This is a genomic window from Sphingomonas sp. BK580, assembly GCF_014194975.1.
Classification (GTDB): Bacteria; Pseudomonadota; Alphaproteobacteria; order Sphingomonadales; family Sphingomonadaceae; genus Sphingomonas.
Genome location: NZ_JACIAY010000016.1, coordinates 76,617 through 100,918, shown reverse-complemented (window position 1 = coordinate 100,918; position 24,302 = coordinate 76,617). Strand labels below are relative to the sequence as shown.

The window sequence follows — 24,302 nt, the reverse complement described above, 5'->3', positions numbered from 1 at the left end:
AGGATCGCTCAATGGACCCGCTCTCCGACGTCCTCTCGCTGCTGAAACCGAACGGCTTCGGCTTTCGCGGGCTCGACGCGGCCGGCGACTGGGCGCTGTCGTTTCCTGCCGACGAGAGCCTGAAGTGCTACGCGATCCACACCGGTGCCTGCTGCCTGGCACTGGAAGGCGTGAACGAGCCTGTCAGCCTTACGGCGGGCGACGTGGTCCTGCTACCGTCCGGCCGGGCGTTCCGCATGTACAGTGCGCCGGATGCCGCGATCACCCCGGCCTACGACTTCTTCATGGCCGTGCCGCTCGGCGCGACAGCGATGATGAACGGAGGCGGCGAGTGTTCGGGTGTGGGCGGCTACTTCGACTTCGAAAGCCGCGGGGCCGACCTGTTGCTCGGCGTTCTGCCAGCCGTCGTGCACATTCGGACCGAAGCGGAGAAATCGGCGCTGCGCTGGTCGATCGAGCGGCTGGTGAGCGAGATGCGCGAACCGCGCCCGGGCAGTACGCTGATCGCCGAGCACCTTGCACAGTCGCTGCTGATCGAAGCGCTTCGCGCCCATCTTGCGGAGCAGGCGGGCCACAGCACCGGCTGGCTGTTCGCGCTGGGTGATCGCCAGATGCGGGCCGTGATCGAGGCGATGCACGCCGATCCCGCGCGCAAGTGGTCGCTCCACGAGCTTGCGGCAGTCGCCGGCATGTCCCGGTCCAGCTTTGCGGTCCGGTTCAAGGAGACGGTCGGCGAGCCGGCGCTGGAATATCTCACGCGATGGCGGATGATGGTGGCGGCGGACCGGCTCTCGCGGCGCGGGCTCCCGATCGCCACGGTCGCGCCCATGGTCGGCTACGAGTCCGAGAGTGCCTTCGGCGCCGCGTTCAAACGGGTGATCGGCGCCTCGCCTCGACAGTTTGCACGTGATGCCGCAGCGTAGGCCTCCAGAGTTCGCAGCTCACCCGGATCCCGATCGAGCCGGTCCGCGATGGTGCGCGGACGCAGGTCACGGCTACGCTCGCCGAACGCCCTGCCGAGACGCGTCTCGGCGCCAAGGGCCAGGACGACGCCGAGGACAACGCTCCAGACGCGCCCGCCCGCGGCGGCACCGAGCTAGCCGGGTCACTCGGTGCACGGCTTGAGCCGCTCACCCCGGCACTCTCATCGCGCCTCGGGACTCCATTCGGGGCGGGTGGCGTCGTAGTTGCCGCGGTCACGCCGACGTCGGATTTTGCGGAAAAGGGCGTCCGCCGCGGTGACGTCATCCGCACGATCGACCAGCACCCCGTTTCGTCGATCGCTGCCGTAGCGACGGCAGTGGCGGCCGCAACGAAAGCAGGCCGAACGACAGTGCTGCTCCTTGTGGAGCGCGATGGTCAGTCTGCGTATCTCGGAGCTAGGCTGGGCAGTAGACGCGAAGCACCGTGACGACACTATCCCTGAATGTCGTTCAGACGATCACTGACAAGCGTTGCGATCGCACATACGGAGAAGATCTGTGACTTCGTCTCTTACAAGAACAATGTGCCTTCTCGGCTTGCTCGCAGCGACGGCCGCGTCGGCACAGCTTCCCCCTGCCCCGGTGCTGCGTGAGAGCCCTTGGAACGGCGATTGGGTGCTGAGCCGGACCCGCAACACCAAGGAAGTGATGGAGGGCGCCGCTGAGGATTACCGCTTCAGGCTCGCGCCGGACGGGCACATACGCTGGGAGATCCCCAGCCTCAATGAGGTCGTCGAAGGGCGGGTCGACGGACAGCCGATGATGATCCGTCGTCCTGGTGCCGAGGGTCAAACCCTGGCCCTGACCCCGCAAGGTCCGTACACGCTCCGCTACGCCGTCGCAAAAGCCGGAAAAGCGCTAGGCGAAGGGCGAATGACCCTCGTGGAGCAAGGCAAGGCCTGGGTCGACATCACGCAGCCAGCTGGCCGGCCTGATTTCGCTCATGTCGTGATCTATGTGCGACCGGGCGATGCCGACAAGTAGGAAATTGTCTAAGCCAGACCCGCCCGGGTAGTCGCGCCGGCATCATGCGGGTGTCATGCCCGCCGGCTCGGACGCGACCGTCCCTACGGCAATTCGATCGAGGTTGGCGAGGAGGCGGATGAGCAAGCTGACGAGTGCGTTGCTCTCCTCATCGGAGAAGCCGCTGAGCGCGTCCCTATTGCCTGCCAGCAACACGGCACAGGCTTCCGGTAGCCGCACCCTTGCCGCCTCGGTCAGTTCGACTCGATGGCTGCGCCCGTCATTGGGATCAGGTGTTCGCTCGATCAATCCATCGCGCTCCATACGCGCGAGCATCTGCGCCATGGGTGGCTGTTCGACCCTCGCTAGGCGCGCTAGGTCGCGTTGCGTGGTCGCTTGGCCATCCCGCAGCGCGATGAGCACTGGTATCTGCCCGACCCCGAAGCCAAACGGCTTGAGCCGCGCTTCGCTCAGTCGCGCGAACCCTCTAGCCGCAAGACTGACGAGGTGTCCCGGCGTTGCGAGAACGTCGACCTCCATCCCGGACTCCATTTCACGTTGACGGGTACATACGTGCATATGTAACCCGTCGCCAATTGTCTATGAGCGCTGCCCGGCAGCTAAGCCGATGACCATAGGAGCGGTTCGATGTCGTACGAGCAGGCCACCATTCCCACCCATGATGGCGAGTGCCCCGTCCACCTCTTCACCCCCGGCGACGGTCGGAGCGTGCCCGCGGTCATCTTCTACATGGATGCCGGCGGGATCCGGCCCGCGGTGCTCCACATGGCCGAGCGTCTTTCTGCGGCGGGCTTCGTCGTGATGCTGCCCGACCTGTTCTACCGATACGGGTCCTATGGTCCACTCGATCCGACCGAGGTGTTCAAGGGCGACGTCCGGGCCGTCCTTGGTCCGTTGATGGCGACGACGAGCAACGCGAAGGCGGCGGAAGATACGGAGGCATTCCTGCGCTATCTCGATGGCCGACCGGACGTTCAGGGCGACAAGCTGGGTGCGGTCGGCTTCTGCATGGGCGGCGGGATGGCGATCGCAGCGGCTGGCACCTGGCCTGACCGGTTCGCAGCGGTCGCGAGTTTCCATGGCGGCAATCTGGCAACCGACGCCCCGGACAGCCCGCACGGTTACGCGCCAAAGCTGGACGCTGAACTCTACATCGCGGTCGCGCGGGATGACGGGAGCTACCCACCGGCTATGGCAGAGCGGTTCGAAGCGGCTTTGCAAGGCTCACGCGTGCGTTACACGTCCGAGCTGTATCCCGCGAAGCACGGGTGGATGAAGCCGGACTTCCCGGTCTTCGACGAGGCGGCCGCCGAACACGGCTGGCACGAGATGATATCGTTCTTCTATCGAAAGCTACGCCAGAACTCGTGATTTACGTCCAGATACTACCAAAGTGGTGGCCCACTCACTCTGGGGAGATGGGGCGATTCAGCTAACGCTGCGCTATTGTTGCTGAAGCCCGCGCCGGAGCGCAGCAGATCGCCGCAGGCCAGCCTATTTGGGACGCGGCTGCACGGCTGTTTCCCGAAGTCTACGACGGGCTGCTGCGCGCCGAACTCGATGACCTTGATCGTTTGCCGACTTGGGCAGCGATTGATCTCGATTCTGACGGCGAGGCAGCCTGAAATTACAGCTCTCCTCGCACATTTGTCCCAGCCAGTGAAACGTCTTGGTCGTGAGCCGACCGCCAGCTGCCCTGCCGGGCAGACCCAGAGACGGCCACTCAGGGCCACGAGGCGCCCTTCCAAATTCGGACGCCTATTCATCTCGCCGCTCAAGTCGCCTTAAGCGCTCTGTGCGGCTGTTCGGCTGGCCTGATTGGCAGGAGAGCCGCATTAGCATGGTCCGAAGAGGCTATCACGTGTCCTTGGCGCGTCTAGCCTCATCGATCGATGCAAAGGACGCCGTCCTCCCAGAACGCGCCATCGATGTCCTTGAGCATGGTGCCGGCGAGCGTAACCGCCTCCTCCTTAGCCGCTTTCACGCTGGGGAGCTCCACCGCTTCGGTTTCGGGCCGCTCGGACCCGTTCTGGATGTGGAACAGGAAGCTCGGCATACCAAATCCTCATCGAAATCAGTGACTTGCCTCTACTCGGATGATCGCCTTCGTTGCAAGGGACGGCAATGCCGGCTTAGTGGTGCCTGCTAGCAGATATCTCGCATCGAACTCTGCAATCGCTACGAGCTCGTCCCAGCGAGTGATCAGAACCCGACGATTGCGGACGTCCACGATGCCGTCGCGCCGCAGAGCATTCATGGTGCGGTTGACGTGAACCGCGGTTAGGCCGGTCGCATCGCCGATCTGCTCCTGAGTCAGCGGGAGCTCGTAATTTAAGCGCTCTCCCACTTCGGCCCGCTGCATGCGCACGCCAAGCTCGCACAGAAGGTGGGCGATGCGGGCCCGTGCTTCCTTCCGCCCCATGTTGGCGATCCACTTCGCGAGGATGGATGCATCGACCGTTGTCTCGCGCCAAAAAGCCAGCGCCAGGTTCGGGTAGCTTGTCGCCAACCTCTTTAGATCCGTATGCGGTATGCGAACGATCGTCGAAGGACCGAGTGGCGTCAGGCCCCAGGTGATCGAGGGCGCGACGACGGAGTGTAGGTCAGACATATCGCCGGGGACGTACAATGCCGTGATCTGCCGCGCGCCAGAACGCATGATGTCGAACCGGCCAATGATGCCTTCGGCACAGAGAATTGCATGATCGACGGTATCACCGGGGCGGGCAAGCTCACGACCCTGGCGGGAATGCGCTTCGAGCCCAGGAAGCTGCAGGATCGCTTGGCGCTCCGCGTCACTGAGTTCGACGCCGAGCTCGAGGCGCTTGACGAAGCGGGCGAGCGCTGATTGGACGAGAGAAGGCATTGACAAGCTCCTGCTAGGGAGTTGAGCGTCTCTCAGCCACCAACGCTCCGCTCCCGGTTTGAGCGGTGACGATAACGCAGATCAGCGGCTCGCAGAAGCGGAGCAGCGAACCGTGAGACATGCCGATCTAACTTCAGCGGGCAAACGCTGCCTCAGCTTGGAAGTCAGCAGTCGCAGCAGACCGGGCGATCGGTCGCAGGTGCAAAGAAATACAATACACCAGCCGAAAACGTTCTAAGCCTTTGAAAATAACGCCCTACATCCTACCATCTCGCCGTCGAGAGGGACCGCAACGATGGCTCGGTTCAACATGGAGCTTCGCAGCGACACGCATGTTTGGGAGAGGCATCCGCTAAGCGCATGCTGTGTCGTTGAAGCGCGTATAGAGACAGCGATCGCGCTCGCTGATCTGCTCAAGAGCCATGCTGAGCAGATTTGGAGGAATGAGTGCTGGCGCGTTGACATAACCGACTCGGATGGCTGCATCCTCTACGCGGTGCATATCAAGGTGGAAGAGGCAGCTGCCATCATGAGCACGAGCGTTGTGCCGCCTGAACGAGCGGACCTAACATTGTGGGCGGTGCCTACAACGCCGAGCCGACGTCCGCTTCCGTAGCAAGTAGGGACGACCCACAATCGGTCACTCAGCCGCTCCTCCCCCCTTCCCAACTCCGGCCGGTCGTTCACCTCTCCGCTCAACCCTTTCGGGCGTTCCGCGCAGGTGTCCGGTGAGCAGGCTAGCCCTTCTCAGACAGGGTGTGTACCACGACCGCATTGGCATGCCCGTGTCCCATACCGTGCTCATCCTTCAGCATGGCCACCAACTCCATGTGCTTGGCGGGAAGACGGTCTCGGACGATCTGCTGCCATTCGGCGATCGGCTTGCCGTACTTCTTTTCGATCGACGGAAAGTAGGACGCGGGTCCCTTCACCGGTTCACTTGCCATCGACGTCACCCTTCGACTCGTATGAGGCTCCGCCATCCTCAAGCTGTTCACGAGCAACCGCAAGTTAGATAGTCCTGAGGCTGATTGCGTCACGGCGCCTCGGCGACCCAGTCTCGGACGTTGGCGCTGGACTCCGGCCTTTACCAACACCGGACATTTGTTCATGTCAGCTGACGACGGCAGGCATTCGCCACAGGCCTGTTCTTCGGGCCTCATAATCGCTAGCTGAAATGCGGCCGCTGGGCGCGCATCTTGAGCGTCAGCGGCGGTAGTACGAAGGCCATCGCAACACCCGCAGCAGTCACGCTTAGGATTGAAGGCATCCAGCGCCAAAGTCGCGGGCAAGTGCGATGAAGGCTTGAAAGGCTGCCGAGGAGTTGCGCCGGTTGGGGTAGTAGAGGCACAGCGGAGCGAGCGGCGGCGTCCAGTCTTCAAGGATGCGCACGAGCCGGCCTTCCGCGATGTCGTCGCGAACGTCCGCTTCCATGAAATAGCCGATTCCCACGCCATTCGTCGCTGCCATCCGCGATAGCGACGCCTCGTCGAGCGTGATCGGTCCCTCGACGTCGATCTGCAGCTCCTCGCCGTCCTTCTCGAAACGCCACTGGAACAAGGCGCCGTTCGGCAACCGGATGCGCAGGCATGGATAGCTCAGCAGCTCCTGCGGCAACTGGGGAATCGTCCGACTCTCGAAGAAGGCGGGTGACGCCGCGACGGCCATTCGGCGAACTTGACCGAGCGGGATGGCGATCGCGTCGCTCGGAACGAAGTCAGCGCTGCGCACCCCCAGATCGAAGCCCGCTGCGACGACGTCGACCAGCCGCCCCTCGGTTACGAGGTCGACATGCACCTGCGGATAGCGCCGTAGGTAGCCCAGGACGAGGGGTGCCATGATCTCGCGCGCCGCCGTTGCGAAGGCATTGATGCGTAGCGTGCCCGATGGAACCTCCTGCTGCGAGCGTGCAGTGTTCATCGCCTTCTGTATGTCCTCGAGCGCTGGCTTGATCTGCGCGACGAAAATCCGCCCGGCGTGCGTGAGTGAGACGCTGCGCGTGGTGCGATTGAAGAGCCGCACCGCCAGCGCCCGTTCGAGCTTGCCCACCGCGTTGCTGATCGCGGTCGTCGAAAGGCCTAGGTCCAGCGCTGCCGCGCGGAACGAGCCGCACCGGACGATAGCGAGTACCGCCTCCAGTTCGATCAGCGAATGGCGACTCATTATCCCGCTTTCCGTGACACGCTGTGGCGATTTGTCTCGGTTATCGAGTGGAATGTCCATCGCTAGATTGAGGCCATCACCAGCAAGGAGATGACCATGTCCATGGACCTACCCAGCCCTATCGCCGACTATGTCGAGGCGAACGCCCGTCTCGATGTCGACGGCATGTTGAAGCCCTTCCAGCCCGACGCCGTGGTCATCGATAACGGCAAGCGGTTCGAAGGGCGGCCGGCCATTCGGCAGCTTCTCGAAGAAGAAGTGGTCCCGGTAAACGCGATCTTCATGCCGGATAGCGTTCGGCAAGAAGGCGGGGCTGTCGTAGTCGAAGGTCCTGCCCACGGTGACTTCCCGGGCAGCCCGCTCCGCTTCACCTACCGCTTTCGACTGACGAACGGCGCCATCGAGACGCTGGAGATCACGGTATGAGCGTCACGATCGATCCCAGCGAATTCGCTGGCAAGCGCGTACTTGTCAGCGGGGGTACTAAGGGTCTCGGCCGCGCGACCGTCGAGCGCTTCCTAGCCGGCGGCGCACGGGTCATCACGGCGGCGAGGGCAATCAAGGACACAATCGGCGGCGTCGAATACGTGCAGGCGGATCTGACCACGCCCGATGGCGGCAAGGCACTTGCCAGGGAAGCGCTCGAGCGGCTGGGCGGCATCGACATCCTCGCTCACGTCGTCGGCGGCTCCGCCTCGCCGGCTGGTGGCTTTGCTGCGTTGACGGACGAACACTGGCTCGCTGAGTTGAACTTGAACCTGCTGGCGACGGTCCGGCTCGATCGTTTGCTGATCCCGCAGATGCTCGAACGGGGCAACGGCGTTGTGGTGCACGTCACCTCGATCCAGTCTGTGCTTCCGCTGCCCGAGTCCACGACCGGTTACGCGGCCGCGAAGGCTGCGCTTCGGACTTACAGCAAGTCGATCTCCAAGGAGGTTGGGCCAAAGGGTGTGCGGGTCAATGCTGTGTCGCCTGGCTGGATTATGACGGACGCCACGGGCGACTTCCTCGCCATGCTTCAGGCAGCCAACGGCGGCACGATCGAAGACGCCCGCCAGTCTGTTCTTGATGTCCTTGGCGGTATTCCGATCGGGCGCGGAGCCGAGCCTGAGGAGGTCGCGGACCTGATCGCCTATCTTGCCGCCGAACGCGCGGCCGCGATCCACGGCGCGGAGTTTGTCATCGATGGCGGGACCATCCGCACCGTGTGACGGTCTGGTTGTTGCTCGCCCTGTGGGGCGAGCGACTGCCTACGCGATCGCCTTGACCCAGAAGCGGCCGTTCCCGGCGCCGTGCCTGCTTCCCAACTCCGGCCGCCCGTTCATCTCGGCGATTAAGCCTCTTGAACGTCCTGCGCAGCCTTCCAGCTGGCCTGATTTGGGTAACTAGCGAACTCTACTCGCCAGAAGGGCGATACTATCGAGCGCGCTTTGCTCGTTCGATGTTAAAGACGCACTCGCTCCACCACTGCCCAGGCGCCGGCGGCATCGTGTTCGAGCGGGCGCACAAGCGGGGTTGGATCTCGCGCGCCTCCGTCTGCGTGGTCAGTGCCGGCGGTACAGGCGATTCCAAGCGCAGCGCACGGCAGTACTGGCCATTCATGGCGCCGAAGGCGTCCTAAGGTGCCCGCGTTCGGTCTCCTCATCGGCGGGGAACAGGCACTCAATTCGCAGCTCCTGGGCGGCAATCGCCGTCGGCGCGCCAACAGACGTGACCATCGAAAAGTATCGCAGGATCGTGCCGTCTTTGACGAAGCCGATCGGGATCATCGGCATGTCGGTGCTATCCGACCTGTATTCTACTGCGTCGGGAACGCCTGGATATGCAAGCAGCGTGTCGACCAAGCCTTGGAGAGTTTTGTCCAGCACGCGACCTATCGCCTCCCTGCGCACGCGATCAAGCAACGAGCGAGCCACCTGATCCCAATCGTGGATGAAGGGCCGCAAGCCGGCCGGATCGAAGGTCAATCGCAGGAGATTGCGCGGTTGCGACCATTTCGCGAGATCCACGAAGCGACCGGAAAAGCGAGGTGCGGCGCCGTTCGCAGCCAAGACGTTCCAGTGCCGATCCAGGAGGACCGCCGGATATGGCTCCTGCTGCTTCAGCATTCGTTCGGCTGCGGCGGTGATGGCGCGCATCTGCGGCGCGTCCCAGGCCTGCTCCGGGTAAAGAGGGGCATAGCCAGCCGCAAGCAGCAGGGCATTGCGATCGCGGAGCGGAACGTCGAGCGCTTCAGCGATCGCGAGCAGCTTCTCGCGCCCCGGTACGCTACGCCCGCTCTCGATAAAGCTGAGGTGCCTCTGCGACACATCGGCAGCGAGCGCGGTCTCAAGCTGGCTTTTGCCCCGCTGGCTCCGCCAGCCGCGGAGCAGCACCCCGAGTTCGCAAACTAGCTCGTTCATCATAGGTCCGCTCAGCAATCCCCTGATCGCATAGCGTCGATGTATGTCCGCGCGCCATTACCCCACGCGTAATTGAGCATGTTACCTCCTCAGCCCATTCTTCCAGCGTGAGTCCACGACAGACGAGGAGACGGTGATGAGCTACATCGACACGCTCTTGGCCCGAAACGAAGCATTCGCCCACGAGCAGGCGGCCGCCAATACGCTCATGCCTTCGTTGCCGGAGCAGCTTCCGCACGTCAAAGCCTTGATCGTCGGCTGCGCCGACATGCGGGTCGATCCCGCTCAGCTGCTCCAGCTTCAACCGGGAGAGGCAGTGGTGATGCGCAACATTGGCGGTCGCGTCACGCCGGGCCTGCTGCAGCAACTGAGCCTGCTCGGCCGAATCGGCGACGTGTCACAAGCGACCCCGGGCGGTGACGGAGAATTCCACATCGTTGTCCTGCACCATACCGATTGCGGCATCACCCGCCTTGCCGACGATCACGATTTGTTGGCCGGCTACTTCGAGATCGACACTTTGAACCTGGCAGAAAAGGCTGTCGCGGACCCGGACTTGGCGGTCGCAGCGGATGTGGCGACTTTGCGTGCTGTACCGGCTTTGCCGGCACAGTGGCTGATTTCAGGGCAAGTCTACGATGTCGCGACCGGCACTGTGCGCGTGATCGTGCCAGCTGCTCCGCTCCGGGCCTGCTAAGTGTACGACGGACGACCGGCTCTATGCGTGCAGCTCATAGCGCCTCGGCGATCAACAGGCACAGAAAGGCAGTCGTCACCGCCCAGAGACCGGCGATATGAAACCGCTCGGCTTTGGCAACCAAGCCAGGCCAGCGTGGAGGAGGCGCGTCTGGGTCCCAGTTTATCGTGTCGCTGTTGATCCGCACCGTTGCGATTATTCGAGCATAGATCCAACAGGCGTCAGCCGTGAGTGCGGCGCCGCGGAGGTCCAGCTTGAGGCCGGTTGCCGATAACATGGTGATGGCGACGGTGGTGAGAAAAGCCGGTCCAAACATTGCCGGTACGAGGACGCGCAGACGACGAATGAGAGCCTGACGGAGTCTGATTTGATCTGCTTCGCCAAGAAATGTTGGATGGGTCACGAAGCCATAGTGCGAGGCAACCTCGACACCCGCCAACGTGCCCGTGAAAAACAGGTTTAAAATTGAAAGCAGCGACAACCAGGACATGATGCACCCCCCGAACAGCACGAATAATCTAGACACGCACAAGACCAACCGGTGCATCGACGCACCTGCCTTGTGCGCAGATAACACCTGCTCGTTCCCGATACCTTCTTTAGACGGTCGTTTTCGGCGCCGCGACGCTTCGGAGACAAGCATGATCATCGACCTCAAAGGCCGCAAGGCCATCGTCACCGGTTCGACCGCTGGGATCGGCCGCGCAACCGCCGAAGGGCTTGCCCGCGCCGGCGCGTCGGTGATCGTCAATGGACGCGGCTCCGAGCGCGTCGGGCAGGCGGTAAACGAGATACGCGCAGCCATTCCGGACGTTGAGATAGCTGGCGTCGCCGCCGATCTCTCGACCGCGAAAGGAGCGAGCACGCTTCTCGCAGAGGCATCCGACGCCGACATCCTCGTAAACAATGTTGGAACTGCGTTCATCCGAGACTACCGCGGCCTCGATGACATCCTAGCCATACCCGACGAGGACTGGCTGAAGTTATTCGAGCTCAACGTGATGAGCGGCGTGCGGCTGTCGCGGCATCACCTCCCGCGGATGGTCGCGAGGGGCTGGGGACGCGTTGTTTTCGTCAGCAGCGAGTCCGCCGTCAACATTCCCAAGGAAATGCTCGATTACGGGATGACCAAGACTGCGCAGCTGGCGGTCTCGCGTGGCTTGGCCGAAGCGGTTGCGGGTACCGGCGTCACGGTCAACGCCGTGCTGCCCGGACCGACCCGCTCCGAGATCCTCGGCACGTTCATGGCCAAGCAGGCCGAGGAGAACGAGATCACGCTTGAGCAGGCGGAGCAGGGCTTTCTTCAGGGGCTTCGCCCGACGAGTCTCATCCAGCGTTTTGCGACGACCGACGAGGTCGCCAATCTGATTGTGTATGCCTGCTCCGAACAGGCATCTGCCACCACGGGCGCCGCCTTGCGGGTCGATGGCGGCGTGGTGCGTTACCTTGCCTGATCGCCCCGCCCTTCCCCATTCTAGGGCGGTTCGGAGCAAGCGTAGATGTTCGCCAGAGCCGGCCGAGGATAGGACAAGGAGTGCTACCGTGTTGTTTGAGCGAGTTGAAATTGCAACCGGGGCCGACAAGCTTCCTTGCTTCGTGTTTACGCCTGGCGGCGAGGCCGGACGTCGGTCGGCGGTGATCGTCTACATGGATGCCGGTGGTATTAGGCCCGCCATGATGGAGCTCGCTCAGCGGATCGCGGACGCGGGCTATGTGACGCTACTTCCGGACCTGTTCTACCGATACGGTGCGTATGGACCGTTCGTGCCCAAAGAGGTTCTCGCCGGTGACTTTCGCGCGGTGCTCGGGCCGCTGATGGCAACGACGGACAATGCCAAAGCGGCCGAAGACACCGGCTTGCTGCTGAACTATCTCGAGACTCGGCCCGACGTTGTGATCGGGCAGGTAGGTGTTGTCGGGTTCTGCATGGGCGGCGGCATGGCGATAGCTGCCGCAGGGACCTGGCCCAACCGTATCGTAAGGGTGGCGAGTTTCCATGGCGGCCGCCTTGCGACCGACGATGTCACCAGTCCCCACCGGCTCGCCCCGATGCTGAAGGCCGAGATTTACATTGCCGCTGCGGAAAACGACTCCAGCTACCCGCCTGACATGGGCGCACGGCTCGAGGAGGCATTTACCACCGCTGGTGTACGTTACGTATCGGAGACCTATCCCGCCGCCCATGGATGGATGTTGCCGGACTTTCCCGTCTACGATCGCGAACAGGCCGAGCGCGGTTGGGGCAAGATGCTCAATCTTTTCAGAACAATGCGGGCCGAGCCGGCTGAGTCGTGACGGTGAGCGAAGAGAAGCGCGGGGTAAACTCATGAGGGTGCATCCATGGTGGCATTCGACGAGATGATCGCCGTCAACCTCAAGGGCCTATGTCTGGTGGCGCGCGCCGCCTCGTGCGTGATGATCCCGGCAGGTCGACCGGGTGCGATCGTGAATACCTTCTCCTTTCTGTCGACCGCAGCAACCGTCGGCACATCCGCATACTCCGCCATCAAAGCCGGCTTGGACTCGATGATACGCGCGATCGCGCTGGAGGCAGGACGTCACAGGGTCCGCGTCAACAACGTCAAGCCGGGCGTAATCGACACGTCCATACTGCGCGCTCACGGAGACTCGATTATCCGCCGCTCGCCGCCCGCGGCGCTTGGCCGGGTCGGCATGCTCCAGGACATCGCCGGCGTTGCGGTCTGGCTGTGCACGGGGAAGGCGCGGATCATTACTGGCCAGTCGATCCTCGTCGACGGTGGATTGACGATCCCGTGGCCGCGGTGACGCGCACCGTCGAAGGATGGTAGCTTTTGCCATCCCAGCCAAATGTTCCAAAGCTGATGAGCTGAGTTTAGATCACCTTTGAAAGAACAAGCGATGTTTCGAATACGCTGGATCGGAATGGGTTTCCTGCTCATGGGAGTGTCGCCAACGCCCAGTTTGTGGAATGGCACATGGCGTTTTTCCCCCGAGCGAAGCAGTCCAGGCACAATTGGTTCGGCCGCAGCCGCCTACCGGTTCAAGGTAGAAGAAGATGGGAGCCTTCGTTGGGAAATCCCTTCGCGGCGCGAGGTGCTGAATGGTCGTCTGGACGGGCGTCCGATGCCGATCGTCTATCCTGGCGCGCCATCCGGCCTTACTTTGGCTGTGACCGGTGTAAGCGCCGCTGAGTGGACCTATCAGGTCGCGAAGGATGGGCAGGTGATGGGAGGAGGCCGTATGGTGCTCGTCGATGACGGTTCGGCCTGGGTGGACCTGACGCGGGGACGCGACGGCCCAGGCCACGGCCATATGCTGGTCTACGTTCGATCCTAGATCGCTTGTTCGCGGAACGGAGCCAACCGGCACCGTGGCAAGCTCGTATTGCGATGGTCAGCGACGGCTATGGCAGGGCAGAAAAGCCGCCATCGACGTGCAGGTTCGTACCAGTGATGTAACCAGCTCTCGGGCTGGCCAAAAACGCTACTACGTCCGCTAGCTCCTCGAGCTCGCCGACGCGTCCGAGCGGCACGGACGCAAACAGCGGCAACACTCCGCGCTGGACGTCTTCCCAAGGCGCATCTTTGGATACGACACCACGGGCTGCAGCCGCGGCGCGAAACCCGTTCTCAAGCTTAGCGCTCCTGATCGTTCCTGGCGACACCGCATTGACGGTCACGCCGTCGGCGGCAACCGCCTTGGCCATCGACGCCGTCAGCGCGTTGATCGCCGCCTTAGCAGCGGAATAGTCCGCGCCTGTGGCAGGAGGCATCGTAGCCGCGCCGCTCGAGATATTGATGACACGCCCCCAGCCCGCTGCCCGCATCGCTGGAAGCAAGCGCCCGCTCATTCGAACCGCGGCGAGGACATTCCGGTCGAACGTCGGGATCCAATCCGCCGCGCTTGCGGTCTGCCAGTCCGTCTTCGGACCCGAGCCGCCAGCGTTGTTGACCAGGATGTCGATGGCACCGGCATGCTCTTCTGCTTCGCGCACCAGCCGCTCAACGGCGTTGTCGTCCGTGAGGTCGCCCAGCACAGGGAAGACCCGCCCTCCCCCTGCCCGAATTGCGTCGACGGCAGCGTTAGTCTCGGCGCAGTCACGGCCGTGAACGACCACGATGGCGCCCTCGCGCGCCAACGCCGAGGCTATCGCTTGGCCAATGCCTTTGCTGCTGCCAGTTACCAGCGCTGTCTTGTTGACGAGTTGCAGATCCATCGCGGCGAGCCCACATTCACAATCGAGCGGCGAACGTTGGACAAAACGGTGGACGAGACAAGTACGCACAATAAAGTTCCTGTTTTCCTCGATGAGCGAGCAGTCTGCCTGGGTCCCGACGGTGCTGCCGGACATGTCGTACGCGTCATCCGGATGGTTCAGGGTCGCTGGAAGCTTGCCATTCTGTTCCGGCTTTTCGCTGACCCGGCACGGCGGTCATCTCAGTTTCTGCGCGATATCCCGGGCCTGTCACAGAAGATGCTGACCCAGCAATTACGGGAGTTGGAGGCCGACAGCCTTGTTGAGCGGATCGACTTCGGCGAGAAGCCACCTAAGGTAGAGTACCGGTTGTCGCCCGAAGGCCGTAAGTTGATGCCGTTGCTCGTCGAAGCACGGAGGTTCTCCGAAGGCCATCCGTAATCGGGGCGAGCCTTGACAGGTCGGCAGGCCGGCCCTCGCGTCATAGCTTTAGCCGAACCACGCTGTAGCGGTGCTACGGCTTAGGCGGCGATTGTCCGTCAATACCGCTTCTCCCGCCCAGCACTGCACGGACTGCAGCTTCGAGTTGCGGCTCGTTTCCCGATGCGAGATCATGTGGGGTCACATCGACGTCGAGATCGGGGCTGCTGCCCTCGTTCTCGATGATCAGCTGGCCTTCAGCGTCGCGTAGCGCGTCCTTAGGCACCGTCACGAAGGTGCCGTCAGAAAGCGACCATGGCCCTTTAACACCCCGAACGCCGCCCCAGGTTCTCCTTCCGACCACCGGGCCCATCCTCAACTTCCGGAAGAAGTACGGGAACTGATCTCCATCCGACATCGAGAACTCGTCGGTGATCACGGTCAGCGCGCGCGGCGCCACGGCGCCCGGAAGCGTGGTCGAAGCGCCGTTCCTGTTGACGAACCCGCCAGCGAGCGGACGACGCAGCAGGTCGAGCACCCACTGGCTCGTGAAGCCACCAGTGTTGCCGCGAAGGTCGATCACTAGCCCTTGCTTGTCCGTTTGAGCGTAGAACTGACGGAGCAGATCCTCTGCGCCGGTCCCGTTGAAGTCCGACAGGTACAGGTAGCCGATCGCGCCGCCAGAAAGGCGGTCGACGGACGCTCGATTTCGCTCGATCCAGTCAAGCTTCCTGATCTCACTTTCATCCTCGATCGTATCGACTTCGACCGTGCGAGGTGAGCCGCCCGGCCCCCGAGCTAGCGTCAGGGCAACCTTGCCGCTCTTACCCAAGAGGAATGCGAAAGGATCATCACCTAACCTCACCTGCTGACCCCCGATCGCGAGCAGCAGGTCGCCTTCCCGCACATCGAGGGACGCGTCTCCGAGCGGCGCGCGGAAGCGCGCCCGGCTGGGATCACCACGATAGATGCGGGCGAATGAGAAACGGCCGCTCGCCGCGTCAGGAGCGAAGTCGACACCGAGCAGCGCCGTATCGATGGAGGTGCGCGGATCGCCGCGATCACCTCCACCCACGAACATGTGGCTCGTCGAGAGCTCACCCTGCATCTCGCCGAGCAAATAGATGAGGTCCTCGTGCGACCCCACCAGCGATACTAAGCCGGCATAGGTCCGATGAATGGCGCGCCAATCAACGCCGTTCATCTTCGGATCCCAGAACAAGTCGCGGTAGAGCCTCCAAGCCTGCTCGAACATCACCCGCGTCTCCGCGCGAGGGTCGACGCTGACCGTCGCCTTGGAAAGGTCCAGCCGTTCCGGTGGCATATTGCCGTTGAGCTGTACGAGGCCCCATCCACCTTGCCTCCTGGCGATCGCCGTCCCTCCGCCGGGCGCGAGCGCGAATCCATCGACATCATCCGCCACCACCCGATCGGCTGCGGTCTTGAGGTCCAGCCTGCGGAGCGTCGTCACTTCGCCGGGAAGATCGCCGGACAGCCCTCCAGCCGCGGTCGCGCGATAGAACAGGGCGTCACCGACCACCTCGAGATCGGTAAAGCCACCCGGAGACGCAGCACCCACCTCGACGGCGGCCGCCGTGAGGTTCGACCAACTCTCGGCAGCGCTCCCACCCTCCCCGCTCGGCACTGCGATTGGGAGCGCCACCGAGTACAACCCGTCCGATTTGAGCGAGGCGACAGTTCCCTCTCGGTCGCGGTCCGACACGAAGGGCCGTTCATGCCGGCGCGATACGAAGTAGAGCCGGCGGCCATCGGCCGAGAACACCGGATCGTGATCGTCCTCGAGCGCTGCGCTGATGGAGACGTCTCGCCCCGTTGCGACCTCGTGTAAGTGGATGGCGCGCAGCTGGTTCGCCCCGAGCTTGCTATAGGCGAGCCACTTGGCGTCAGCCGACAGCCGAGCGTCCCGGATTTCCGCGAAGGGATCGGTGGCGACCCGTTGTGCCCCGCCACGTGCGGCATCGACCAGCCACAGCCCATGCTGCGCGTCCGCGACCACAAGCAGTGTGCCGTTTGCGGACCAGCGCGGAGTATAGAGATAGCCCGACGTGAAGCGTGTCAGGCTACGCGCCGGACCACCTGCGACGGGCATGACGGCGACCTGCTGGTTGCCTCCTCGATCCGTGATGAGGGCCAGGGTTCCGCCGTCAGGCGAGATCGACGGCCGCGTTTCAACAGTTGTCGACGTCCCGGTGAGGTTGCGCACCACACCCTTGCGATCGGCCAGGATAAGATCGCCGCGAGCGGCCAGGATGGCGGACGAGGCCCCCGCGGCCGTAAACTCGGATCGGCTGGCGAAGCGCGAGAGCGAAACGTCCCGTCTTGCCATGCGACCCTCATCGCGCACCTCGACCCGCACTTTCCGCGATGAGCCGGTCGCGGTGTCGAGATGGTACAGGCTCCCGCCCTGCTGGAAGGCGATACCTCCGGGCCCGACAGACGGCATGTCGATATCGAAGTCGTTGAAGTGCGTCAGCTGGCGCGTTGCCCGAGTGTCCAAGTCGACGCACCAGATGTTAGCCCGGCGCTCAGGACCGCGATCCGACAGAAAGAAGATTTGACGCCCCACCCACATAGGGGCCGTGTCGATGCCGGCCCATGTCGTGACGCGCTCGAGCGTGCGGCTGGAGAGGTCCATCGTCCAGATGTCGGGCGCCTGACCGCCTCGATATACCTTCCACCTGTCGCCGCCGAGATTACGGAAGCTCCGGTTAAACGCGAGCGTCCGGCCGTCAGGGGACAGGCTGGACGTGCCCGAATGGCCGAGCCGAAGCGATGTAGCCAGGCCGCCCGAGACTGGCACGGAAAAGGTCTCGTATTGATGGTAGAGCGCCGCTGCGCGAACCGACACGAAAAGTATATTCTTACCGTCGGGCGTCCAGCCGGTGACGACATTGTCATAGGTGTCGAGGGTCGGGCCGTGCGTCAGGCGCTTCGGCGTGCCGCCACCCGCCGGGATCACGTACACATCTGACCCGCCCTCGCGCCGCCAGGTAAACGCGATCGAGCGCCCATCCGGTGAAAAGTGGGGCACGAGGACTTGCCCAGCATCGCTCGTGAGACGAGTGGCCATGCCGCCGGTCAGTGGGACGGTCCACAGGTCACCATAGGCGACGAAAGCGATTCGGTCGGTGCCGACATTGGCGAAGCGCATCAGGACGGCCGGCGGCGATGCCGCCGATGCAACGGCGGCACACATGAACGTCACGGCCGCAAGGAGGACGGCGATGGCGCGGAGACGGGGCATGGTAAGCATCCAGAATAAGCGAGTGAGCGTGGATAAGAGCAGGGAACCGCACTGTCAGGCACGAACCGGGCTGCTGGGGCGGAACTTGAGAGCGAACGGCAGGATCTGCAGGGCGGAAAGGAACGCCACGATGACAAAGGCGTAGTGCAGTCCGACCGAGCGAGCGGCGATGCCGGAGGCCATTCCACCGACCGGCAGGAAACTCCAGCTGATCATCCGGTAGATCGAGTAGAACCGGCCAATCATGTTTGCCGGCACGGTTTCCTGTACGATCGACCGGGAGTTTACACTCCATAGTGATGAGCCAAAACCGGCCAGGAAGATTGTTGCCCCAACAATCATCGTATCGCTCGTCGCCGTGGGTGAGCCAAGCATGGCCGTCATGCCAATCACCGCTGTGAACATTGCCAAGCGACGCCCCAACAATTTAGTCACCGGTCCCGTCAGGATCGCTCCCACCAGGCCTCCAACGCCAAGCATCCCCGCCAGCAAACCATAGCCCCCTGAAGAGAGATGCATGGGTCCGGGGCTGACGGCGAACAGCACAAACAGAGTTCGCCAAGCACTCCAGCCCGCGCCGATTGCGCCGACGATTAGGGTCATATAGGTCAGGTCTTTGCGCCCGAGCAGAAAGCGCAAGCCGGCAGCACCTTCTGACCCCATGCTTCCCGGCGCTGCGGTCTCCTGGGCACGGTAGGTTCCGCGCAGAAGGGTCGTAGCCCCACCGGCAACTAGAAAGCCGAGCGTTGGGACGAGCAGCATCGGCCCAGCACCTATCGCGAAAAGTAGACCTCCAAGCGCCGGCCCTATGCTCTCGCTGCCAAGCGTCTCGAGGGCTGTGATCCAGGAGTTTGCTCCCGAAAGCCGCGCTGGCGAGACCGCCATCGGCACGATAGCCGTTTCGCAGGTCATCGCAACGACCTCGGCAATACCGAGGGCCAGGGCGACCGGGTAGAGGATGAGCAGGTTTCCCGCGCCGGCCGCAAATACCACCAACAGCACGGTCGCCGAAGCAAACCGCGCAACGTGCGCGCCCGCGAGCAGCAGCCGTTGATCGAGCCGGTCAACGAGGACTCCGATATGGAACGAGGTGAGGAGCCAAGGTGCGCTGAAACACGCTATTAAGGCGCCGAGCGCGATCGGATCGCTGGTCATCTTGGCGGCAATGAGCGGCAGCTCGATGCGGATGATCCCGTCTGCAAGGTTTGCGAGACCGGTCGCGGAGACGAGCGCGACCAAATTGCGGTCGTGTTCGACCCGCGACGCGTCGCCGGCACCGCCGGACTGATCCTGACTGTCGGGAGCCATCACGCGACACCAGTGGCCAGCTCGCGGCCGAGAACGGCAACCAGACGATCGATGTCAGCGCGAGTATTGTATGCATGCGGGGACACGCGGAGCACGTCGTTCAAGCCAGCCTTGGCAAAGGCGATGGGCGTGAAGGCTCGGCCGATCGCCGCCACATCGACTCCATCGCGAGCGAGCTTACGATCCAGCTCGGTCGCTGGAACCTTGTCGGCCACAAGCGTGAGGATGCCGGACTGCGGGTCGCCACTCTCGAGCAGCTTAAGCCCCGGCAAGCGCGCCAATTGCAGGCGCCCATACTCAGCCAACTCGCCGATCGTTTCCTGAATTTTCTCGATCCCGCAGGAGAGCTGCTGCTCAATGGCGGTTATGAAGCCGAGCCGCAGTGCTGTGGCTCGCTCCGCCGTCTCGAACTTGCGCGCGCCTTCCCGCCAGTTTCGCCCTTCAGGCGTTTCTGTGACGGACAGATAATCGGACGTCGACGGCAAGAGCCTATCGGCGAACGCCGCCCTCACGTACAGGAGTCCGGTGCCGCGTGGTCCTCGCAGCCACTTGCGACCGGGCGCGGCCAACGCGTCGCACCCAATCGCCTCCACATCTGTCGGCAGCTGGTCGACAGCCTGAGCGGCGTCAAGCAGGAACGGCACGCCTGCCGCACGTGCAAGGGCACCGACGGCGGCCACCGGATTGACGATTCCAACGCCCGACGGCACCCAGGTCAAGGCGATCAGGCGCACGCGAACGTCGATCGCTGCGGCCAGTACGCCGACGTCGACCGTGCCGTCGTCTAGACTGGGTACGACCCTGATCGACGCCCCCGCCCGCTCGGCAGCGAGCACAAGGACCGTACAATTGCCTCCCCACTCGGTCTCGCCGGTCAGGATCACGTCATCGGGCGCGAAGACCATCGCGCTGAGAATGGCTTGCCATCCCCGTGAGCTGCTTTCGGTAAAGGCGACCTCGCCAGCTGAGCAGCCGAGCAACTCGGCCGCTACCTGATAGCCGCGCCGAAGCTCGGGCTCCGCGCGCTGATCGGCGCGATATGACCCTTCCGTCCTCCCAAGCTGCAGGTGAGACTGGATGGCGGTGACCGTCTCTGCCGACATCAGCGCCGCTGCCGCGTTGTTCAGGTAAACTCGCTCCGACTTGGTCGAGCTTTTCGAACGCGGCTTGCCGGCGCGCTGCTGGTCGTCGGTTTGCGTGAGTGCGCCCGTCATCCGGCACTGAGCTGATTGTATAGCTCGAACGCGCTCCGCTCGACCCAGCACTCTGCCAAGCGGTCGCCTTCGACGCGCCAGATGGCAATGCCGGTAAACGCGATCGGCCGTTGATCCGCGGGCAGGCTGAACATGCCGTTGTTGCGGCCGCGTGTGACCCAGCGGGACACGACACGGTCCCCCGACTCGTTGGTGATGATCTCGAGATGCTCGTTGGTAGCATCGGTGATCAGCGTCTGCATGGCCGCGACCCACGCCTTGAAGGCGTCCCTGCCCTCAACCACCGACCCTGCCGTGGTGATGCGGTAGTCGGGCGCCATCAGTTCGTCGATCGCTGCCAGGTCGTGAGGCGGTGCCCAGACACGCCGGAAGAATTCCCGTGCGAGCATCTCGCTTTGGACAATCTGGCCCATCTCTTACCTCTTGGCCGCACAGCTTTTCGCCAGGAGTCCTGCGATCGGCGTCCCTACGCAAACGAAGGTTTGTGGGATCGGCCATCAGCAACCATAATGCCCCAATGATCAGGAACATCGACGTCGCGCTGCTGCGCGCTTTCGTTTGCACGGTGGACCACGGAAGTCTGACGGCGGCCGCAGCCGCGCTCCGCCTCACGCAAAGCGCGGTCAGCCAGCAGCTGCTCCGGCTCGAGCGACTCCTCCAGGCCCAGCTGCTCATTCGCGATCATAATGGATCGAGGACGACCCCGGCCGGCGCGAGATTGCTCGAACGCGCCCGGACCATCGTGGCGATGAACGACGCCTTGTGGGTCGAAATGACAGGTCGTGAGGTGACTGGCCGCGTCCGCCTCGGCGCGCCCGACGACCTGATCGGCACCGTTGTCCAGCCGGCCCTGAAACGGTTTTCGTCGGCCTTCCCCGATGTCGAGCTGTCCGTGCTCTCGTCCCCCTCCCCCGAACTCATGAGCGCGCTCGAAACCGGTCACATCGACCTTGTGCTCAGCGAGCAACTCGACCCGCTGCCGGGGCACGAACAACTGCGCAGGGAGAGACTTGTCTGGATCGGCGCACGTGGCGGGAACGCCCAACGCCGAACACCCCTCCCGGTCTCCCTGACTGCCCCGGGATGCGCCTTCCGCGCTGTCATCGCCAAGGCGCTTCACGACGTCGGGCAACCGTCCAATCCGGTCCTGGACGGTGAGGGAACCGAAGCGACGCTGGCCGCCGTCCGCGCTGACCTCGCCGTGGGCGTCTGGCTAGAGTCGATGGTGCCGGAGGGATTGGAGGTGATCCCTGCTGGTAATTTGCCAAGCTTGCCCCAGTTCACGATTCAGCTCGGTCTGCCGTCGAGATTTCCGGCATCTGCTGCCACGCAGATGCTCGCGCAGGAAGTGCGGCGCGAGCTTGCCGCGATGAACCCGTCGAAGCGCGCTTCAGAAAGCGAAGCGTCGTAGCTCTGCCGACGTTGGTACACCGTCGCAAACAGCTTGCCGATGGCCGAGCCGCGGCCCACTGTTGGAGCTATGACGGCTCAACAGTTCTTGATCGGAAGGTGGCATTTCGACCCATCAAGCCCGCTTCTGCGCGCCGGGAACGAAGAGCGCAGGCTGGAAGAGCGCGCCGCCCGCACGCTTGAACTCCTTTGCTCCCGGCGAGGCGACGTCGTCAGCAAGCAGGATCTAATCGCAAGCGTCTGGGGCGGCCGATCGGTCAGCCCCAACAGTGTCGCCGTGGTCATCAGCGACCTGAGACGCGCGATAGAGGACGACCCCAGCGCGCCCGCCCATATCCTGACCGTCAACAAGCGGGGTTACCGGCTGGCGATGCCGCCTGAACCGGCATCGGTCCCCTCTGCCCTCCCTCGACGCGTGCGCCACTCGATGCTCGCCGGCGCAGCGGCGGCAGGGCTGTGCTTCGTCGCTCTTGCAGGGGTCGCGCATCTCCGCGCCACGACGCCGGTCGAGGTCTTCGCCGAGCCTGTGGTGAACGACACCGGCCGCCGCGATCTCGACGCCGTCTCGCGCGCTCTCACCCCGGTGGTCGTCGACGGCGCCATTCGGATCGGCTCGCCCGTCACGCCCGGGAAACCCACAGGTCCGGCCACCGCGCGCCGGCGTATCGCCCTCAGATCGCGCTTGATCCTCTGGAACGGTGCGCCGGAGCTGGCGATCACGGCCATCGAGGTCGACACCGGCAAAGCGGTCTGGTCAGGCTTTGCCGCAGGTCCCATCGAAGCACTCGCTCGCAACACCACCCAACGGCTCGCCACGCTCGAGGTCCCGCTGGAGCGCGAGAGCCGATCCCGAAGCACCTCTTTATCGTTTCTTTAGTTGGTGCCCCGGGCGGCGGGACGCACCCCACTCCTCACCTACAGCTTGAGGGGTCACAATGCTCATTCGTTTACGGGCAATCGGTTCGGCGATCGCCGCTTCGCTCATTCTGCTGGCTCAACCAGCCATCGCGTCGACCGCCGAAGACACGGTCGATGTTCCCCATCTCATAGCCGCCTACCATGCGGCAGTCGTCTCGCACGATGGGGCGCGACTCACCGCACTCTTCGTGCCCACTGGCAGCGCGTGGTTCAGCGTTCTATCGGAAGAGGGTCTTGCCCGCGCGCGAGCCAAATCACCTGCAACAACGAAGATCCGGCCAGGGTCACTGAAAGCCTTTGCCAAGCTAGTCGCGACCTCCAACTCGGCGTTTGACCCGCGTCACACCGATTTGCGCATCGCGAGCGATGGCGCTGTCGCTACCGTCACATTCAAGTTCGAGTTCCTCATCGACGGGAAGGTGCAGAACCGCGGTGCGGAAAGTTGGCAGCTCATCAAGGGCGATGATGGATGGCGGATCGTATCGATCGTGTTTTCATCCACTCCGCCGGCGATCTAGCTCGGCCACAAGTACTCGGCGGCAACAGCCACGCGTGAACTTGGCGCTGAATCCTGCTCCTGGACTTCGCCGGCAAGCCGTTGAGCATGATGCGTCAAACGAGTTCTGATGAAGTCCAGAAATAGGCGTACCCGTTTAGTGCGGCGCGTCTCACCATGCGTCAGCAACCAGAGCGTGCCGTGGGGCCCGACGCGGGAGCCCGGCACTCTCACCAGCCCAGCGCTATGATCGCCAACGAAACAGGGCAGGACACCAAGGCCCAAACCCTGGCAGACGGCTGCGAAGTGCGCGCCAGCTTCGGGCGCCCGGAAGGGAACTGGCGCTTCGACCACATCATGTTCGCGAGCCCATTCCGGAATGGGAGCGAGGCCCTTGATCACCCAGCGAACGGGACGGCTGCGATCGGCAAGCCATTTTTCGTACAGGTCCCGCGCCGCATAGACGGCGCTCTTGATCACCGGCCCCTGCAAACCGTGCAGATTCAGCGGGAGCGCATTCCGGTCTCTAACGACACGAAGAGCGACATCCGCCTCCCTATTCGTGAGGTTGACGGTGGCTTCGGACGATAAGATCTCGATCTCGATTTCGGGATGAGCGCGTCCGAACTCCGCCAGATCCGGCATGAGAAGATGTGTCGCTAGGGTCGGTGCCATGGCAACCCGCAGCAGCCCGCCGATCCCCTGGTCTCGGCCGAAAACACGCGTTTCAAGCAGTCTTGTGGACGCCTCGATCTGCTCCGCCAGCTCTTGGACCTCCTCGCCAACCCCCGTAAGCCGATAGCCGGACGGCAGCTTCTCGAACAATCGAGCGCCCAGGCGGCCTTCAAGCTGACCGATACGCCGCAGGACTGTCGTATGGGTGACGTGCAGCTGCTCGGACGCTCCGCGCAGCGAGCCTGTACGCGCCACAGCGAGGAAATAGCGTACATCGTCCCAGTCGAAGGTGTTCATTCACGCACCGCATCGATCCACTCAGGA

The 24,302-nt window shown here is 63.5% G+C and carries 29 protein-coding genes; 16 read left to right on the top strand and 13 right to left on the bottom strand.

Annotated features, from left to right (window positions below):
- Positions 1-11 precede the first annotated feature (11 nt).
- The 3 genes from FHY05_RS20935 (at position 12) to FHY05_RS20925 (ending at position 1,967) form a co-directional block, all read left to right on the top strand.
- Positions 12-923 carry an AraC family transcriptional regulator gene (locus FHY05_RS20935; protein ID WP_183946371.1) on the top strand — a complete coding sequence of 304 codons (912 nt, stop codon included), beginning with the start codon at positions 12-14 and terminating at the stop codon, positions 921-923.
- A gap of 26 nt (positions 924-949) precedes the next feature.
- Positions 950-1,411 (top strand): PDZ domain-containing protein, encoded by a 462-nt coding sequence (locus tag FHY05_RS22935; protein WP_183946399.1) that lies wholly within the window; start codon positions 950-952, stop codon positions 1,409-1,411.
- Positions 1,412-1,565: 154 nt separating this feature from the next.
- On the top strand, positions 1,566-1,967 hold the full coding sequence (locus FHY05_RS20925; protein WP_311732548.1) for a hypothetical protein: 402 nt from the start codon (positions 1,566-1,568) through the stop codon (positions 1,965-1,967).
- A gap of 42 nt (positions 1,968-2,009) precedes the next feature.
- Here the strand turns inward: FHY05_RS20925 and FHY05_RS20920 are convergent, their stop codons facing one another.
- Positions 2,010-2,486 (bottom strand): MarR family winged helix-turn-helix transcriptional regulator, encoded by a 477-nt coding sequence (locus FHY05_RS20920; RefSeq protein WP_183946369.1) that lies wholly within the window; start codon positions 2,484-2,486, stop codon positions 2,010-2,012.
- Positions 2,487-2,594: 108 nt separating this feature from the next.
- On the opposite strand from FHY05_RS20920, the gene FHY05_RS20915 reads away from it, so the two are divergent.
- Positions 2,595-3,338, top strand: coding sequence for a dienelactone hydrolase family protein (locus FHY05_RS20915; RefSeq protein WP_183946368.1), 744 nt, complete (start codon positions 2,595-2,597; stop codon positions 3,336-3,338).
- 511 nt (positions 3,339-3,849) lie between these two features.
- Here FHY05_RS20915 and FHY05_RS20910 read toward each other — a convergent pair.
- Both FHY05_RS20910 and FHY05_RS20905 read right to left on the bottom strand, forming a co-directional pair.
- Complete coding sequence (locus FHY05_RS20910) at positions 3,850-4,023, bottom strand: DUF6894 family protein (RefSeq protein ID WP_183946367.1); 174 nt, start codon at positions 4,021-4,023, stop codon at positions 3,850-3,852.
- Between the two features lie 18 nt (positions 4,024-4,041).
- Positions 4,042-4,833, bottom strand: a complete 792-nt coding sequence (locus FHY05_RS20905; RefSeq protein WP_183946366.1) for a Crp/Fnr family transcriptional regulator — start codon at positions 4,831-4,833, stop codon at positions 4,042-4,044.
- 295 nt (positions 4,834-5,128) lie between these two features.
- On the opposite strand from FHY05_RS20905, the gene FHY05_RS22930 reads away from it, so the two are divergent.
- On the top strand, positions 5,129-5,449 hold the full coding sequence (locus tag FHY05_RS22930) for a DUF6894 family protein (protein ID WP_409321851.1): 321 nt from the start codon (positions 5,129-5,131) through the stop codon (positions 5,447-5,449).
- Positions 5,450-5,570: 121 nt separating this feature from the next.
- Here FHY05_RS22930 and FHY05_RS20900 read toward each other — a convergent pair whose 3' ends face one another.
- Positions 5,571-5,780 (bottom strand): DUF4287 domain-containing protein, encoded by a 210-nt coding sequence (locus FHY05_RS20900; protein ID WP_183946365.1) that lies wholly within the window; start codon positions 5,778-5,780, stop codon positions 5,571-5,573.
- 307 nt (positions 5,781-6,087) lie between these two features.
- Complete coding sequence (locus FHY05_RS20895; RefSeq protein WP_183946364.1) at positions 6,088-6,996, bottom strand: LysR family transcriptional regulator; 909 nt, start codon at positions 6,994-6,996, stop codon at positions 6,088-6,090.
- A 96-nt stretch (positions 6,997-7,092) separates the two neighbouring features.
- Between FHY05_RS20895 and FHY05_RS20890 the strand changes: the two genes are divergently transcribed.
- Complete coding sequence (locus FHY05_RS20890; RefSeq protein ID WP_183946363.1) at positions 7,093-7,422, top strand: nuclear transport factor 2 family protein; 330 nt, start codon at positions 7,093-7,095, stop codon at positions 7,420-7,422.
- A complete protein-coding gene (locus FHY05_RS20885; protein WP_183946362.1) occupies positions 7,419-8,207 on the top strand; it encodes an SDR family oxidoreductase in 789 nt (262 codons plus the stop codon). Before FHY05_RS20890 ends, FHY05_RS20885 begins: the two co-directional genes overlap by 4 nt.
- Positions 8,208-8,594: 387 nt before the next feature.
- Here the strand turns inward: FHY05_RS20885 and FHY05_RS20880 are convergent, their stop codons facing one another.
- Positions 8,595-9,398: a helix-turn-helix domain-containing protein gene (locus FHY05_RS20880; protein WP_260181752.1), complete on the bottom strand. Its 804-nt coding sequence runs from the start codon at positions 9,396-9,398 to the stop codon at positions 8,595-8,597.
- A 136-nt stretch (positions 9,399-9,534) separates the two neighbouring features.
- Here FHY05_RS20880 and FHY05_RS20875 point away from each other — a divergent pair, with 136 nt between their 5' ends.
- Positions 9,535-10,095: a carbonic anhydrase gene (locus FHY05_RS20875; protein WP_183946360.1), complete on the top strand. Its 561-nt coding sequence runs from the start codon at positions 9,535-9,537 to the stop codon at positions 10,093-10,095.
- A 34-nt stretch (positions 10,096-10,129) separates the two neighbouring features.
- Here the strand turns inward: FHY05_RS20875 and FHY05_RS20870 are convergent, their stop codons facing one another.
- On the bottom strand, positions 10,130-10,744 hold the full coding sequence (locus FHY05_RS20870) for a hypothetical protein (protein ID WP_183946359.1): 615 nt from the start codon (positions 10,742-10,744) through the stop codon (positions 10,130-10,132).
- Here FHY05_RS20870 and FHY05_RS20865 point away from each other — a divergent pair.
- From FHY05_RS20865 to FHY05_RS20850, 4 genes are all read left to right on the top strand, one after another.
- On the top strand, positions 10,737-11,549 hold the full coding sequence (locus FHY05_RS20865) for an SDR family NAD(P)-dependent oxidoreductase (protein WP_183946358.1): 813 nt from the start codon (positions 10,737-10,739) through the stop codon (positions 11,547-11,549). The genes FHY05_RS20870 and FHY05_RS20865 overlap by 8 nt on opposite strands.
- Before the next feature lie 88 nt (positions 11,550-11,637).
- A complete protein-coding gene (locus tag FHY05_RS20860) occupies positions 11,638-12,390 on the top strand; it encodes a dienelactone hydrolase family protein (protein WP_311732547.1) in 753 nt (250 codons plus the stop codon).
- A 45-nt stretch (positions 12,391-12,435) separates the two neighbouring features.
- Positions 12,436-12,882: an SDR family NAD(P)-dependent oxidoreductase gene (locus FHY05_RS20855; RefSeq protein ID WP_183946356.1), complete on the top strand. Its 447-nt coding sequence runs from the start codon at positions 12,436-12,438 to the stop codon at positions 12,880-12,882.
- Positions 12,883-12,960: 78 nt separating this feature from the next.
- The gene (locus FHY05_RS20850) at positions 12,961-13,413 is read left to right on the top strand and encodes a hypothetical protein (RefSeq protein WP_183946355.1); all 453 of its coding nucleotides are present in this window, start codon (positions 12,961-12,963) and stop codon (positions 13,411-13,413) included.
- A 67-nt stretch (positions 13,414-13,480) separates the two neighbouring features.
- Here the strand turns inward: FHY05_RS20850 and FHY05_RS20845 are convergent, their stop codons facing one another.
- Complete coding sequence (locus FHY05_RS20845) at positions 13,481-14,428, bottom strand: SDR family NAD(P)-dependent oxidoreductase (RefSeq protein WP_260181751.1); 948 nt, start codon at positions 14,426-14,428, stop codon at positions 13,481-13,483.
- An 18-nt stretch (positions 14,429-14,446) separates the two neighbouring features.
- Between FHY05_RS20845 and FHY05_RS20840 the strand changes: the two genes are divergently transcribed.
- Positions 14,447-14,713 carry a helix-turn-helix domain-containing protein gene (locus FHY05_RS20840; RefSeq protein WP_221191345.1) on the top strand — a complete coding sequence of 89 codons (267 nt, stop codon included), beginning with the start codon at positions 14,447-14,449 and terminating at the stop codon, positions 14,711-14,713.
- Positions 14,714-14,786: 73 nt separating this feature from the next.
- On the opposite strand, the gene FHY05_RS20835 is transcribed toward FHY05_RS20840, so the two are convergent.
- From FHY05_RS20835 to FHY05_RS20820, 4 genes are read right to left on the bottom strand one after another with little or no spacing between them, the layout of a single operon-like run.
- Positions 14,787-17,957, bottom strand: a complete 3,171-nt coding sequence (locus FHY05_RS20835; protein WP_183946353.1) for a S41 family peptidase — start codon at positions 17,955-17,957, stop codon at positions 14,787-14,789.
- 54 nt (positions 17,958-18,011) lie between these two features.
- Positions 18,012-19,265 carry an MFS transporter gene (locus FHY05_RS20830; RefSeq protein ID WP_183946352.1) on the bottom strand — a complete coding sequence of 418 codons (1,254 nt, stop codon included), beginning with the start codon at positions 19,263-19,265 and terminating at the stop codon, positions 18,012-18,014.
- Positions 19,265-20,479: an aminotransferase class V-fold PLP-dependent enzyme gene (locus FHY05_RS20825; RefSeq protein WP_183946351.1), complete on the bottom strand. Its 1,215-nt coding sequence runs from the start codon at positions 20,477-20,479 to the stop codon at positions 19,265-19,267. Before FHY05_RS20825 ends, FHY05_RS20830 begins: the two co-directional genes overlap by 1 nt.
- A complete protein-coding gene (locus FHY05_RS20820) occupies positions 20,476-20,892 on the bottom strand; it encodes an ester cyclase (protein WP_183946350.1) in 417 nt (138 codons plus the stop codon). The genes FHY05_RS20825 and FHY05_RS20820 overlap by 4 nt, the downstream gene beginning before the upstream one ends.
- A gap of 104 nt (positions 20,893-20,996) precedes the next feature.
- On the opposite strand from FHY05_RS20820, the gene FHY05_RS20815 reads away from it, so the two are divergent.
- The 3 genes from FHY05_RS20815 (at position 20,997) to FHY05_RS20805 (ending at position 23,325) form a co-directional block, all read left to right on the top strand.
- Positions 20,997-21,890, top strand: a complete 894-nt coding sequence (locus FHY05_RS20815) for a LysR family transcriptional regulator (protein ID WP_183946349.1) — start codon at positions 20,997-20,999, stop codon at positions 21,888-21,890.
- A 69-nt stretch (positions 21,891-21,959) separates the two neighbouring features.
- The gene (locus FHY05_RS20810) at positions 21,960-22,766 is read left to right on the top strand and encodes a winged helix-turn-helix domain-containing protein (RefSeq protein ID WP_183946348.1); all 807 of its coding nucleotides are present in this window, start codon (positions 21,960-21,962) and stop codon (positions 22,764-22,766) included.
- Between the two features lie 58 nt (positions 22,767-22,824).
- Positions 22,825-23,325 (top strand): nuclear transport factor 2 family protein, encoded by a 501-nt coding sequence (locus tag FHY05_RS20805; RefSeq protein WP_221191344.1) that lies wholly within the window; start codon positions 22,825-22,827, stop codon positions 23,323-23,325.
- On the opposite strand, the gene FHY05_RS20800 is transcribed toward FHY05_RS20805, so the two are convergent.
- A complete protein-coding gene (locus FHY05_RS20800; protein WP_183946347.1) occupies positions 23,322-24,275 on the bottom strand; it encodes a LysR family transcriptional regulator in 954 nt (317 codons plus the stop codon). The genes FHY05_RS20805 and FHY05_RS20800 overlap by 4 nt on opposite strands.
- Between the last annotated feature and the right edge of the window lie 27 nt (positions 24,276-24,302).